Below are 13412 nucleotides of genomic sequence, written 5' to 3' on the forward strand. Positions count from 1 at the left end.
ATCCGGCTACGAGACTGAATTCTTGGGGGGAGTCGTGGATATCGCCTCTATTATACAAGGATACGCACGCGGTTATTTTCTCATGGCCGATGAGGGGGGGCGATTGGATTGGTATTCTAGTAGAAATCGCGCTCTTATCCCCCTTGATCGGCGTTTTAGGTATCCCAAGTCCCTAAAACGAGTTTTGAATCAAAATCGCTTTAGCGTGGCTATTAACCGGGATTTTGCTGGGGTTTGTGCCGGTTGTGCCGATCGCTCGCTGACTTGGATTTCCCCGGAGTTAATCCAAATCTATCAGCAATTACACCAAGCCGGTTGGGCCTACAGTTTCGAGACTTGGCAAGGGGATCAATTAGCGGGGGGGATTTTAGGTTTAGCAATTCGCGGGGTTTTTATCGGAGAATCGATGTTTTATCAAATTCCCGATGGTTCTAAAGTAGCCATGGTAAAGTTAGTTGAACACCTCAGAGAACGGAATTTTTGTCTATTTGATGCCCAAATGCAAAATCCCCATCTGGCTAGATTTGGAACCTATACTATCTCCGAAAAAGAATATCATTCTCGACTAGAAAGCGCTCTGCTCAAGCATTGCCGTTTTGTATAAGTAGAGTTAGGACTTTATCTCTCCGGTCCGATTATCGATGCTCATGGGGGAACTATTGCCGTCACTTCAGAATTAGAACATGGTAGTAGCTTTTCTGTCCGTTTACCTGTCTATAAAGATCGATAATAGAAAAAATACTTTCTGCCGATCGGTTACTGTTAATGGCTTCTAATTGGGATATCTTGTTAATACAAGCGGCGCGTCAGGGCAATCTGGCGCGGGTTCAAGCTTTACTGAGTCAGGGGGCAAATGTCAACGCCACTGATGGCCAAAATACGACAGCTTTAATCTATGCCGTGCAGGGGGGTCATCGGGAAATTGTGGCAATTTTGCGAGAATTTGGGGCTGATATCAACAAAAGTAAACAACCTCAAGGTTTAACCCCTCTCATGTTAGCAGCTGCCCTCCATCACAGTGAAATCCTCGCTCAATTAATCGCCGCCGGTGCTAATGTCAATCAGGTCAATCAAGATGGTACACCTGCACTAATGATCGCCATTTATAAGGGTCATACAGCGATCGCAGAACAGTTATTAACCGCCGGCGCTCGGGTCAATATGCGCGATCGGGATGGAGATACGGCTTTGTCTGTAGCGATTAGCCAAAATTACGCCATAATTGTCCATTTACTGCTCGATCGTGGTGTAGATGAAGAAATCCGTCAAGAAGCTTGGTTAGAGGCTCTCAACGCTAATCGTCCAGAAATCCTCCAATTGTTTATTAACCGTGGTATGCCCCTCGATTCTCCCACTTTATCCGGGGAAACTCCCCTAATTTTGGCTGTAGAGAGGGGAAATCTCGGCAGCGTACAAACTTTACTGCAAGCGGGAGCAAATCCGAATATCAGCACGGAGGAGGGAGAAACTGCCCTGATGCTCGCTGCTGCTGAAGGATATTTCGATATTGTCCGACTTTTACTCGCTCAGGCGGCCAGTGTTGACAATCAAAATCAGGTTGGGGAAACGGCCCTGCATTTAGGGACGATCGAAGGACATTTAGAGATCGTCCAGGCCCTACTACAAGCTGGTGCTTTTGTCAATCACCGTAACCATTTTGGTGATACACCCTTGCTTATCGCTACGATGCAGGGATACGAAGCGATCGTTTTAGAATTGTTAAAACAGGGAGCCGACCCTAACCTAACTCAGCAAGGAGAAACACCATTAACTTTAGCTTTACAGCGCCAATTTACGAAAATCTGCCGTTATCTCCTCGAATACGGGGCTAATGCCAACGCCGTTTATCCCGATGGTAAAACTGTCCTCATGAAAGCTTGTGAGGGCAATAATAGTCAATTGGTGCGCTGGCTAATCGATATCGGTGCTGATGTCAATAAACTCGATTTTAGCGGTGCTTCCCCTTTAATGTGGGCCAGTTATCACGGTTGTCTCGACACGGTTAAAGTTTTGTTAGACGGGGGAAAGGTGAACTTAAATCAGAAAAATCAAGGGGGAATGACCGCTTTAATGTTAGCTAAATTTAATCACCATCAGGCGATCGTTTCTTTATTACAACAAGCAGGAGCGATCGAGTAGGAGTGCAAGTTTAGCGATCGGCGATCGGCAGGAGATAGGGTGTTAGGGTGTTAGGGTGATAGGGTGTTAGGGTGTTAGGGTTTTAGGGTTTTAGGGTGATAGGGTTTTAGGGTGTTAGGGTGATAGGGTGTTAGGGTTTTAGGGTGTTAGGGTTTTAGGGTGTTAGGGTTTTAGGGTGTTAGGGTGATAGGGTGTTGGGGTTTTAGGGTGATAGGGTGTTAGTTGAAATTCCCCCACTTCCCCACTTCCCCACTTCCCCACTTCCCCACTTCCCCACTTCCCCACTTCCCCACTTCCCCACTTCCCCACGAGAAACTTTTTGCCGCAAACCCTAGATAGTCAACAGCTGACCATGACCACGGTGATATTATCAGAACCGCCGGCTTTTTTGGCCGCTGCCACTAAATTCTCGACAATTTCCTGACAATCGGCACCAGTTTGCAAATAATCGCTAATTTCCTCGTCGGACACTTCTTCCGTCAAACCATCACTACAGAGAATTAAACTATCGCCGGATTGCAGATCGAGGGGAGATACCGTTACTGGTGGCAAATCGCGACGACCAAGACATTGAAATAAAACGTGCCGCCAAGGGTGGTTTTTCGCCTCTTCTTTGGACAGATCCCCCATTTTTATCGCCCTAGCTATCCAAGTATGATCTTCCGTCACCTGTTCTAATTTTTGCTCACGAAAGCGATAGAGACGGGAATCACCAATATGGGTGTACCAAGAGCCATCATCTCGGAAGATAGCCATGACTAGGGTTGTCCCCATGTCCTGTCTTTCGGGATGTTTCAGTTGATCTTCGATAATCTTCTCGTTAGCGACGGTAATTGCCTCCTGTAGCAATTCCCCAGCAGTCAGGGGTGAACTCCAGTGTTCTTCTAGATGAGCTTGGATAGTTTCAGTGGCGATTTGACTAGCTTCCTGGCCCCCCGCATGACCCCCCATACCATCAGCAACGATAAAAAAGCGCCGCTCGGGGTCGATATAATAACTATCCTGATTAACTGATCGTACTACACCACGATCAGTCATTCCTCCAAAAGAAAGATTGTTCATCGAAATTTCTGCTGCTAACACAATATTTATTATCCCGCAATCGATTACATCATGCGATCCTGACGTTCAATTTTTCGCCAGAGTCTCACAAGAGCTATCCCCGGCAGCAGCGAAATCGCCATTGGTAATAAAGTTAACCAACCAAAACCACTGACGAATAGAAGCGTCGCTGAGATAAGCAAAGCACTGATCAGTAAAGTGTAGTTGGTTCCCATTTGAATCATACCCAATCGCCGCAAAAGTCGATCGGATTCGCTGGAACGTACCCGGACACGGATATCACCCCGTTCTAATTTTTCGATCGTATCATCGATGCGTCGGGGTAAACTCAGGGCGGTGCTGCTCACTTGGGCTGCTTGTCGTCCTAACTCATCGAGGATATTACTGCCATTATTTCCTGTCATATCATTTACTAATTGCAGGGCAAAAGGTTGGGCCACTTCCATAAAGTTAAATTCGGGATCGAGTCCTTTGCCTACCCCTTCTAGGGTAGAAAATGCTCGCATGACGAAGGTGAAGGTAGCGGGAAAGCGAAAAGGCTGATCGTAGGCGATTTCATAGAGATCATCGCTGATAGAGGCTACGGATTGCTCCTCAAAGGGTTTATCCATGAAGTTATCGAGCATATACTGGATCGATCGCCGCACTGCTCCCATATCACCATTAGCAGTTAATGCTCCTAAATCCACCAGAGAAGTGACCACGCGATCGGCATCTTTTTGGGCAATTCCCAAGAGAGTTTGCATTAATTTTTCGCGCACGTTGGTTTTAATTTGTCCCATCATGCCGAAATCGTAGAAAATTAAGGAGCCGTCACTATCAACGGCAATATTCCCGGGGTGAGGATCTGCGTGAAAAAAGCCGTTATTGAGTAGTTGAATTAGATAAGCTTTTGCCCCTAGTTTAGCCAACAATTTGCGATCGAGTCCGGCCGCTTCTAGGGCCTCATAATGACTGATTTTGATGCCGGGGAGGTATTCTAGGGTTAAAACCTGGGGAGCGGTGTAGCGCCAATAGACTTTCGGTACTTTCACCCAATCTTCCCCGCGAAAATTACGGCGAAAAGTGTCAGCGTTACGACCTTCGTTGAGATAATCGGTTTCTTCCCAGAGGATTTTACAGCATTCTTCATAAATACCCGTCCAATCGCGACCTTTACCCCATTTTGGATGATTTTGGAAGTATTGGGCGATTTTTTTTAGGATGGTCAGATCGATACTAAATAATTTTTTTAATCCGGGCCTTTGGACTTTGACCACCACATCTTCCCCGGTCTTCAGTTGGGCCCGGTGAACTTGTCCTAAACTAGCGGCTGCCAGGGGAATAGGATCAAAGCTTTTAAAGAGTTGATTGAGGGGTTTACCGAGGGATACCTCGATAATTTTGCTGGCCTGTTCGTAGGTAAATGCGGGAACCTGATCCTGTAGTTTCGAGAGTTCTTCCACATATTCGAGGGGAAAAAGATCGGCCCGGGTGGAGAACAGTTGACCGACTTTAATAAAAGTCGGTCCCAATTCTAGCATGGTTTCCCGAATCCAAGCGGCTTGTTTTCTGCGTCTGCTGGCGAGTTTTTCCTCGCTATAGCTGCCGTTATAGCTCCATTTTTTACCGTTGAGCCAGAATTGATAAAGTACAGTCAGAACGAATCGCCAAATATCTAGACGACGACGATTGATGGAATAGTTTTCTTGATTCCAACGATAGCTATTTTTGGCGACTTGGAGGGCCGGCATTGCTGGGTTTAACTCTAGGGTAACGGGGACGGGTAGAAGGGCTGACACGCAATTTTTGGGGCTTTAAAGCGACTAAAAGAGGGTTTTTGGTTAATTTCGGTAGTTTTTTAGTTCCGAGCGCAATTGGGCGATTTCAGCCCGCATTTCGTCGATGTTTTCCTGCACATCGGCACTGGAGGAACCACTGGAGTCTGTACCAGTATATACTCCCTTTTCCATGGCTCGATCGGCTCTCATTTGCACTTCTTCGACGAATTGCCGCAGGTTTTCCCGTTGTTCGGCATCAAATTTGCCTAATTCGCTTAAAGCGTTGGTAAACGCATCTTCTAGCTGTTCACTGACCACTTCAGCGATCGCTCGTCCGAGGAAAAAGGCGTGAATAACGGGGTTAGTCATAATCTTAAATGGATGTTTTCGCTTGCTGGGGTTTGTGGACGGGAAAGGCGATAATAAATTCCCTAACTACTAGGTTAGGCGACAGAACCAGAAAAGGCAAATCGTTTTTCTGAAAAGGGAGGTGAGACGGGGAGGTTGATCGACAAAATCAGGAGAAACAAAAGGCGCTAAGGGAGCAAAATCCTGTTCGATCACGTCGAGGATTATCGCTGAAATCAACCCGATTAGCGAAATAATAGTGTCATCAACAATACTCAGTCCCCGGAGAGTTAAGATGCTCAGAAAACGTTTATTAATCCCCTTAATACTATCCCTAGTCACTTTTGGTCTAGTGGTGGCCTGTAATTCCGGGACTCCCACCAGTCAAACTAACCCCAGTCCCGCAGAAAACGCCGCCACTGCTGCTATTCCTATTGGTGCAGCTTTAGCTCAAACCAGCAATCTCGCCCTATTGGGACAGGAACAGGTGATCGGTGTCAAGATGGCTGAAACATATTTTAATAAAAAGGGCGGAGTCAATGGAACACCGATTAAAGTTATTATCCAGGATGTGGCCGGGGATGAACAGGGGGCGATCAACGCCATTAATACCCTAATCACTCAAGATAAGGTGGTGGGTATTCTTGGTCCGTCTCTGTCCCAGCAAGCTTTTGCCGCTAGTCCGATCGCCGATCGAGCTAAAGTTCCCATTCTCAGCCCGTCTAACACGGCTAAAGGTATTCCCCAGATCGGTGAATATGTGGGTAGGGTGTCCGCTCCTGTGGCTGTGGTCGCTCCCAATGCAGTTAAAACCGCTTTAAAAATCGATCCCAAGATTAAAAAAGTGGCTGTCTTTTTTGCCCAAAATGATGCTTTTAGTAAATCGGAAACAGAAACTTTTCAAGAAACCCTAAAAAGTTTAAATCTTGATATTGTCACCGTGCAGAAATTCCAAACCACCGATACAGATTTTCAAAACCAAGCCACCGCCGCTATCAATATTAAACCGGATTTAGTGATTATTTCTGGTTTGGTTGCTGACGGGGGCAATTTGGTCAAACAGTTGCGACAATTAGGCTATCAGGGGTTAATTATTGGGGGCAATGGTTTAAATACTTCTAATATTTTCCCGGTTTGTCAAGCTCAATGTGATGGTATTCTCATCGCTCAAGCTTATAACCCGGAATTAGATAATCCTATTAATCGGGATTTTGTCGCCGATTATACAGCAGAAAATAAAAAAGCACCGCCCCAATTTACTGCTCAAGCTTTTACGGGAATTCAAGTTTTTGTCGAGGCCCTAAAACGGGTAGATGATAAAAATAAACTCAGTACACTTTCCCTCGAACAAATTCGCCAACAATTAAATCAGGAAATTTTAGCGGGTAAGTATGTGACTGTCCTGGGAGATATTGCTTTTACTCCCGAAGGGGAAATCATTCAGGATAAATTCTCCGTGGCACAAATTAAAATGGATGCCGATGGTAAAAATGGTAAATTTACTTTTGTGAAAAATTAATCAGTAAAGGGTTCTTCTCATTTCTATCTCGTTGCAAGGGTATCCCTTGCAACGCACTTCCAGAGGTTCTAGCTTTTGTGTCATAATCAGACACGCTATAAACTAGGCGATGTTCTTTTGTAATGCGTCGTGACCATAATCCTGATAGTTCATGTTTTAATGCTTCTGGTTTTCCTAATCCAGAAAAAGGCTCTCAGCGTAAACTTTTTTGTCTGCGATCGCTTATTGGTTAAACTCATCAAAACTTCGGGTTAGAAAGGCGACTTTCCTCATAAGTTAGCAGCATCTACATAAATATAACTATCAGGATTTTTCAGAGATTCTATTGCCTCTTGGAGATGTTGACGGTTAGCTTCTGTGGAAAGCAGATAGTCGGTTTCATCCATTTCAGCAGCTTCTTTAATCAATAAAATCGCTTCGACCACTGTTCCTTCTGGTAAGTCGAGGGGAGGTAAACTAAGTTGACCATTTTTGATGATTGTTTGGTATTTCAGTGCATTCATAGACTTTTACTATTCTTGAGATTTTATTAATTATGGCAGTTTCAATGATAACTTGGCTCTTCTCGTTTCTGTATAGTCTTACCTCGCTGCAAGGGATACCCTTGCAACGCACTTCCAGAGGTTCTAGCTTTTGTGTAACCGATCAGGGAAGGGAGGGATATCCTCCCCTTTCTCGTGCCAATGTGGAACCTTGGTATCAGAGAAGAAAAATGTAGGTTGGTTTTCACTTTCTTCGGAAATTCTTCTTAAGTTTTCGTGTACCCTAATTCTTACTCTCAGCTAGTTTTGGAATTTCTGGCGATTATTATTAGTGAAATTTGCAGAAAATGATCACAATTTCTTGATCAGACACGCTATCAACTAGGCGATGTTTTTTTATAATGCGTCAACTAGCGACTGATCTGGACTTTATCCTAATGTTGCCATAATAATGACATTTACATAGGGACACTTGCGGGCAGTTTGTACTAAAATCTCTAAAGTTAAAGATGTTCAATAGAGGCCAAGAGAAAAATGACTTATCTGGAAGCTACTGCCAAATTTTACAGCGAAGTAGCCCAAACTCCTGAAGTGGGGCTATGTTGTGTTCAAAGCAGTCCTTTGCAACTACCGGGGCTTAAAATCCCTACCATTATGCAGGAGATGAACTATGGTTGTGGCACGACAGTGCAGGTTAATGAATTGGGCAATTCTCCTAAGGTGTTGTATGTGGGTGTGGGTGGTGGTTTAGAAGCACTGCAATTCGCCTATTTTTCCCGTCGTCCGGGGGGGGTAATTGCGGTGGATCCAGTGCCAGAAATGCGTTGGGCAGCCCAGAGAAATCTCGGCGAAGCACTGCTGGAAAATTCCTGGTTTAGTCTCGATTTTGTGGAAATTAAAGATGGTTCCGCCTTTGAATTGCCAGTGGAGGATGCCTCCGTCGATGTGGTGGCGCAGAATTGTCTTTTTAATATCTTTAAACCAGCCGATTTACAGTTAGCTTTACGGGAGGCTTTTCGCGTCTTAAAACCGGGAGGACGTTTACTGATGAGCGATCCGATCGCCACTCGTCCAATTCCCGAACATTTGCAAGAAGATCAGCGTTTGCGCGCTATGTGTCTATCGGGGGCCTTGACCTACGATGATTATATTAAACAGTTGATCGCTGCTGGTTTTGGTCAGGTAGAAATTCGGAGTCGTCGTCCCTATCGTTTACTGGACTGTCAGAGTTATAATTTAGCCGAGCCGCTCCTACTAGAAAGTTTGGATTCCGTAGCTTTTAAAGTAGCTATTCCCGAAGATGGGGCTTGTATTTTTACGGGTAGAACTGCTATTTATACTGGTACGGAGGCAATTTTTGATGATGGTGCTGGGCATATTTTAGCCAAAGGATTGCCGGTGGCCGTCTGTGATAAAACTGCGGGCAACTTAGCTCGTTTCTCTCCCCAAGATATCCTCATCACTGAGTCCACTTGGCACTATAATGGGGGCGGTTGCTGTTAAAAAAGCAAGGTCGAGACAAGTTTGATCGGTCAGTTACCAGTTATCAGTTATCAGTTATCAGATGTGAGTTATCAGTTATCATTGATTAGTTATTGGTCACTGATTACTGTTTCCCGTTTACTGTTTACTGATTACTAATTACTAATTACTGTTTCCCGTTTACTGTTTCCCGTTTACTGTTTCCCGTTTACTGATTACTCTACCATGATTCCTTTTTTTAAGAAACTAAAAACTCCTTTAACTAAGCAAAAAATCTCGGTTCTGCAAGTTAATTTGGGGAAAAGATGTAACCTTGCTTGTAGCCATTGTCATGTGGAAGCTAGTCCAGGTCGCACCGAAGAAATGAGTCCAGAAGTGTGCGAACAAATTATCGAACTGATCGCAAGATTTCCCCAAATTAAAATCGTCGATCTGACCGGCGGCGCTCCGGAAATGCTCTACGGTTTTAAGCCAATTGTGGAAACATCTAGAAAAGCAGGAAAAGAGGTAATTGTGCGCTCGAATTTAACTATTTATTTCGAGAAAGGATTTACTGATATTCCTGAATATTGCGCTGGTCATCAACTGCGGGTGGTGGCTTCTTTACCCTGTTATCTTGCCGATAATGTGGATAAAATGCGCGGTCTGGGAGTCTATGATCGATCGATCAATGCTTTACAATGGTTGAACCGTCTTGGTTACGCTCAAGAGCCGAATTTGATTGTGGATTTAGTCTATAATCCCCAGATTCCTAAGTCAGAGAATTTTTCTCTCACACCGGATCAGGTATCCCTAACACGGGATTACAAAAAGTTCTTGCAAGAACATTTTAATATTTCTTTTAACAATCTGTTTACTATCACTAACTTACCCGTTGGAAGAACCCGTTTCCATCTGGAACACCAGCAACTCTATCAACCCTATCTTCAATTCCTCGAAGACCATTTTAATGGTGATACTGTCGAACATTTGATGTGTCGTAATCAGCTTTCGATCGATTATTTGGGTAATATCTATGACTGCGATTTTAATCAGATGGAGAATCTGGCTGCTTGCACCAGTCAAGGCCAAAAACTAACCCTGCCGGATTTATTACAAGCGGATAGTTTAGATGTAATTGCAGAGGTACAAACCGCTTCCTATTGTTACGGTTGCACTGCTGGCAGCGGTTCCAGTTGTGGGGGAGCTTTGATTGCAACCTGAACAAGTGTACTGAATTGACAGCCTATCTCGGAAAAATTTAGTACAAATGCTCGGACTAGCTCTCCCTTGATTAAGGACCAGAAAAAACCGCCGATTCGATATCGTGACGACTAAGGGAGTATTTAAAAGCGCGATTGATATCGCTGCCGTCATTGGCTGCCCGAAAGTAACAAACGGTGATTTCTTCGAGATCAAGGCAGATTTCCGCTTTCCATGTCGGTTTTTCCACAGTCCAACAGTGGACATTCTCGGTATTTTTCCGACAACCTAACTTAACTAGCCATGCTTCGATCGCCGGTAAGGGATGATTATAGAGGGGAGTATCAGCAGTGGGAATCTTCATCGCATCTAAATCAAAAATAATTGGGCTACAGTGACGGCATTCTCTCCTCGAAGCATAGCAATAATCACCGCCAGTAACAAGCAGCCCAGCAGGGTCAGTCCTAAGATAAACAAAGCGAAAATTTCTCCCGAAGATAGGGGGCGATCGGTCGGATCGAGATAGGCGCTACGATTAGCTATGGGTTCATCGCTATCCGGGATAGTTTGGATGACATTCCAGCGGGAGTAACCTATCTGTAAATCATACAGGGAACGGCGATCGGGATTACTCAGGGTGGCATAAGCTTCGTTAAGACGCTGGAATTTAACCGTTGCCACTTCGGGGCTGAGTTCGGTAGTATCGGGGTGGTATCGTTTACTGAGTTCCCGATAGGCGCGTCGCACTTCGATCACCGAGGCGCTCGGATGTAGTCCTAGAATGGCATAATAGGTATTGGCAAAGCGCGAGTTAGCGGCAATGACTCGCGGGGTGGTTGGGGAATTATCGCGCTCGAAGGTCACAAGATTTTTTACACTAAAAATTGTCTTAATATTTTAACTCTGTTGATCATGAAATCTCGTTATCGGCTGCGTCTTCGGATCTGTCTTGTCTTTCTTATTATGGCCTTGACGAGTTTGTCTCCTTGGCTAACCCCTAGCGCCTACGCAGGGATCGATGACGATCGCCTTGATGGTAATATTTTTGTGGTCTATGCGGGTAATGGTTCCCTCGTGCCACCACGTTTAAATTTAGCGGAAACTTTTCAACGGAAAATTCCGGCTATTATTGTCTATTATCTGGATGATAGTAGTGATTGTAAGCGATTTGCGGCGATTGTCTCCCGTTTTCAAGAGTTTTATGGTCGCGCCGCCAGTATTATCCCCGTTACTGTCGATTCTATCCCCTTAAAGTCTTCCTATCGTCCCGATGAACCGGGTTACTATTATCGCGGTGGGGTTCCCCAAACGGTGGTTTTAGACCAACAGGGTAAAGTGGTTTATGATGGTTTGGGCAATATTAAATATGAAGATGTGGATGATATCTTAAGAAAGGTTTTTGAGCTTCTGCCTCGATCGGAATCGGTAGAGTTAAAAAGACGCTCTTTTAACGAGTTTAACGCTGAATTGCGCTAGTTACCTCTTTTTTATCCTCAATTGAACCAAAAATAATCATTTAGAGATGCTGTCAGCAGTGTCTCTATCTTGTTTTTAGGAACAATAAAATTATTTACTTATTGGTTTTATTATCATTTAAGATTTATTTGAACCAATAAGTGCTAGACAAATCAGATTTTATCTGAAATAACACTTGAAAAATATTAGCAACAGTGCCAGACTGGAAAAAGTTTGCTAACCTGATTATATTGAGAACAATAATCATTCTTATAGGTGTGAGAGACAGCAATGAAAATCAAGCAAAATTTCCTAACAGCAGCGATATTACTGGGTTTTTCTGGTCCGGTACTGGCTAATAGTCTCGAGAACCTCTCTAGTAACCCCATGGCACAGGTAACAAGTGTCAATCAATTGCGGGATGTTTCTCCCACCGCCTGGGCTTTTGAGGCCTTAAGAAGTCTCGTGGAGAGGTATGGTTGTATAGTAGGTTATCCTGACCGTACTTTTCGCGGTGAACGCGCTTTAACTCGTTGGGAATTTGCCGCCGGGTTGAATTCCTGCTTAAATACCCTAGAAAGATTGATTCAAGAAGGAGTAGCCGTATTAAAAGAAGATCTAGACAAAATCAAGCGATTAGTCAGCGAATTCGAGACCGAATTAGCGGCATTGGGTGCTAGGGTTGATAACTTAGAAAATCGAGTCGCTTTTCTGGAAAATAATCAATTTTCCACCACTACTAAATTAACCGGGGAAGTGGTGATGGCATTATATGGGGTAGCCACAGGAGAAAAAAACGGTGGTGAAGGGATTCCCCAAGTGCCAGCTTTTGGTTATCGGGCCCGTTTAGAATTAAATACTAGCTTCACAGGCAAAGATTTACTCTATACCCGTCTAGCAACGGGAAATATTGCCGATTTAGCCGATACTACGGGAACTTTTGAAAGTACCTTAGCTTTTACCCAACCCGACGGCAATGATTTACTGCTAGAAGTTTTAAACTACAGTTTCCCCCTAACGGAAAATATCCAACTCTGGTTAGAAGCGACGGGAGGTGCTAAAGATGACTTTACCAATACCCTCAACTTTTTGGATGGAGATGGCGCTAGTGGGGCGCTTTCCACTTTTGGTACCCGCAATCCCCTTTATTTTGCTCCAGGACAAACTGGACTCGGTTTACAGGGTAATTATGGGGCTTTGCAATTCAGCGCCGGTTATCTTGCTGGAGATGCTAACGATCCTAACCCAGGAGCGGGTTTATTTAACGGTTCCTATACTGCCCTAGCGCAGGTGGGTTATGTTCCGGGCGAAAATTTTGGCATTGCTTTATCCTACTTTCATAGCTATAACCAATTAGATACGGGAACGGGAAGCCAGCGCTCGAATTTCCGATTTTTCACCGAAGAACTATTCGGGGAGGCTGTCCCGACAATTAATAATAGTTTGGGTTTACAATTTACTTGGCGAATTGTCGATGGTTTTGTCCTCGGTGGTTGGGGGGGTTACACAAAAGCGAGAACTCTTAGCACTTTAGATGGACAACTAGAACGCGGGGATTTAGATATCTGGAATTGGGCGGTAACTTTGGCTTTTCCTGATTTATTTAAGGAAGGAAATACGGCCGGTATTATTGTTGGTATGCAGCCTTGGGTATCTAGTTCTAGTATTAGATTAAATGATGGTAGTGCCACTAATGATCCCGATACTTCCTTTCATATTGAAGGATTTTATGAGTGGAAACTCACCGATAATATTGCCCTTACTCCAGGGGTAATTGTGATTACTTCTCCTAACTCCAATAACAACAATTCCACCTTAGTTATCGGTACTATCCGCACGACTTTTACTTTCTGATTTGTCTAGGCAGCCCGTCAGAAATAAACTAATCCTACTTGTGGGACTAAATTGGCTATTTGTCTCTTCTCGACTTTGTGTGATCATCAATGCTTTATCTTGTTCCAGGGTAGAACCTTGGAACAGGAT

General features: G+C 44.3%; 14 protein-coding genes and 1 pseudogene. 7 read left to right on the top strand and 8 right to left on the bottom strand.

The window, feature by feature from the left end; genetic code table 11:
* Positions 1-22: 22 nt before the first annotated feature.
* Both aat and ACE3JL_RS00800 read left to right on the top strand, forming a co-directional pair.
* The gene (gene aat, locus ACE3JL_RS00795; RefSeq protein ID WP_150977441.1) at positions 23-604 is read left to right on the top strand and encodes a leucyl/phenylalanyl-tRNA--protein transferase; all 582 of its coding nucleotides are present in this window, start codon (positions 23-25) and stop codon (positions 602-604) included.
* Positions 605-765: 161 nt separating this feature from the next.
* Positions 766-2139 (top strand): ankyrin repeat domain-containing protein, encoded by a 1374-nt coding sequence (locus ACE3JL_RS00800; RefSeq protein ID WP_375328632.1) that lies wholly within the window; start codon positions 766-768, stop codon positions 2137-2139.
* A 162-nt stretch (positions 2140-2301) separates the two neighbouring features.
* On the opposite strand, the gene ACE3JL_RS00805 is transcribed toward ACE3JL_RS00800, so the two are convergent.
* The 4 genes from ACE3JL_RS00805 to ACE3JL_RS00820 form a co-directional block, all read right to left on the bottom strand.
* Positions 2302-2448: a hypothetical protein gene (locus ACE3JL_RS00805; RefSeq protein WP_375328633.1), complete on the bottom strand. Its 147-nt coding sequence runs from the start codon at positions 2446-2448 to the stop codon at positions 2302-2304.
* Between the two features lie 30 nt (positions 2449-2478).
* On the bottom strand, positions 2479-3201 hold the full coding sequence (locus tag ACE3JL_RS00810; RefSeq protein ID WP_271990833.1) for a Stp1/IreP family PP2C-type Ser/Thr phosphatase: 723 nt from the start codon (positions 3199-3201) through the stop codon (positions 2479-2481).
* A gap of 44 nt (positions 3202-3245) precedes the next feature.
* Positions 3246-4934 (bottom strand): AarF/UbiB family protein, encoded by a 1689-nt coding sequence (locus ACE3JL_RS00815; protein WP_375329563.1) that lies wholly within the window; start codon positions 4932-4934, stop codon positions 3246-3248.
* 90 nt (positions 4935-5024) lie between these two features.
* Positions 5025-5330: a DUF6825 family protein gene (locus tag ACE3JL_RS00820; protein ID WP_002742311.1), complete on the bottom strand. Its 306-nt coding sequence runs from the start codon at positions 5328-5330 to the stop codon at positions 5025-5027.
* 274 nt (positions 5331-5604) lie between these two features.
* Here ACE3JL_RS00820 and ACE3JL_RS00825 point away from each other — a divergent pair, with 274 nt between their 5' ends.
* Complete coding sequence (locus tag ACE3JL_RS00825) at positions 5605-6828, top strand: ABC transporter substrate-binding protein (RefSeq protein WP_375328634.1); 1224 nt, start codon at positions 5605-5607, stop codon at positions 6826-6828.
* Here the strand turns inward: ACE3JL_RS00825 and ACE3JL_RS00830 are convergent.
* Positions 6809-7047 (bottom strand): annotated as a pseudogene (locus ACE3JL_RS00830) (Txe/YoeB family addiction module toxin). The gene ACE3JL_RS00825 and the pseudogene ACE3JL_RS00830 overlap by 20 nt on opposite strands.
* A gap of 50 nt (positions 7048-7097) precedes the next feature.
* Positions 7098-7331, bottom strand: coding sequence for a hypothetical protein (locus tag ACE3JL_RS00835; protein WP_002792890.1), 234 nt, complete (start codon positions 7329-7331; stop codon positions 7098-7100).
* Positions 7332-7844: 513 nt separating this feature from the next.
* Between ACE3JL_RS00835 and arsM the strand changes: the two genes are divergently transcribed.
* Positions 7845-8813 carry an arsenosugar biosynthesis arsenite methyltransferase ArsM gene (gene arsM / locus ACE3JL_RS00840; protein ID WP_375328635.1) on the top strand — a complete coding sequence of 323 codons (969 nt, stop codon included), beginning with the start codon at positions 7845-7847 and terminating at the stop codon, positions 8811-8813.
* Between the two features lie 204 nt (positions 8814-9017).
* Positions 9018-9995: an arsenosugar biosynthesis radical SAM (seleno)protein ArsS gene (arsS, locus tag ACE3JL_RS00845; RefSeq protein WP_271990842.1), complete on the top strand. Its 978-nt coding sequence runs from the start codon at positions 9018-9020 to the stop codon at positions 9993-9995.
* Positions 9996-10065: 70 nt separating this feature from the next.
* Here the strand turns inward: arsS and ACE3JL_RS00850 are convergent, their stop codons facing one another.
* Together ACE3JL_RS00850 and ACE3JL_RS00855 are read right to left on the bottom strand one after the other, a co-directional pair.
* Positions 10066-10338, bottom strand: a complete 273-nt coding sequence (locus ACE3JL_RS00850; RefSeq protein WP_271990844.1) for a DUF3143 domain-containing protein — start codon at positions 10336-10338, stop codon at positions 10066-10068.
* Between the two features lie 5 nt (positions 10339-10343).
* A complete protein-coding gene (locus ACE3JL_RS00855) occupies positions 10344-10838 on the bottom strand; it encodes a J domain-containing protein (protein ID WP_271990846.1) in 495 nt (164 codons plus the stop codon).
* A 48-nt stretch (positions 10839-10886) separates the two neighbouring features.
* Here ACE3JL_RS00855 and ACE3JL_RS00860 point away from each other — a divergent pair, with 48 nt between their 5' ends.
* Positions 10887-11450, top strand: a complete 564-nt coding sequence (locus tag ACE3JL_RS00860; protein WP_271990848.1) for a thylakoid membrane photosystem I accumulation factor — start codon at positions 10887-10889, stop codon at positions 11448-11450.
* 270 nt (positions 11451-11720) lie between these two features.
* Positions 11721-13283: an iron uptake porin gene (locus ACE3JL_RS00865; RefSeq protein ID WP_271990850.1), complete on the top strand. Its 1563-nt coding sequence runs from the start codon at positions 11721-11723 to the stop codon at positions 13281-13283.
* Positions 13284-13412: the final 129 nt, after the last annotated feature.

It is taken from the genome of Microcystis sp. BLCC-F210 (genome assembly GCF_042134685.1).
Classification (GTDB): domain Bacteria; phylum Cyanobacteriota; class Cyanobacteriia; order Cyanobacteriales; family Microcystaceae; genus Microcystis; species Microcystis aeruginosa_D.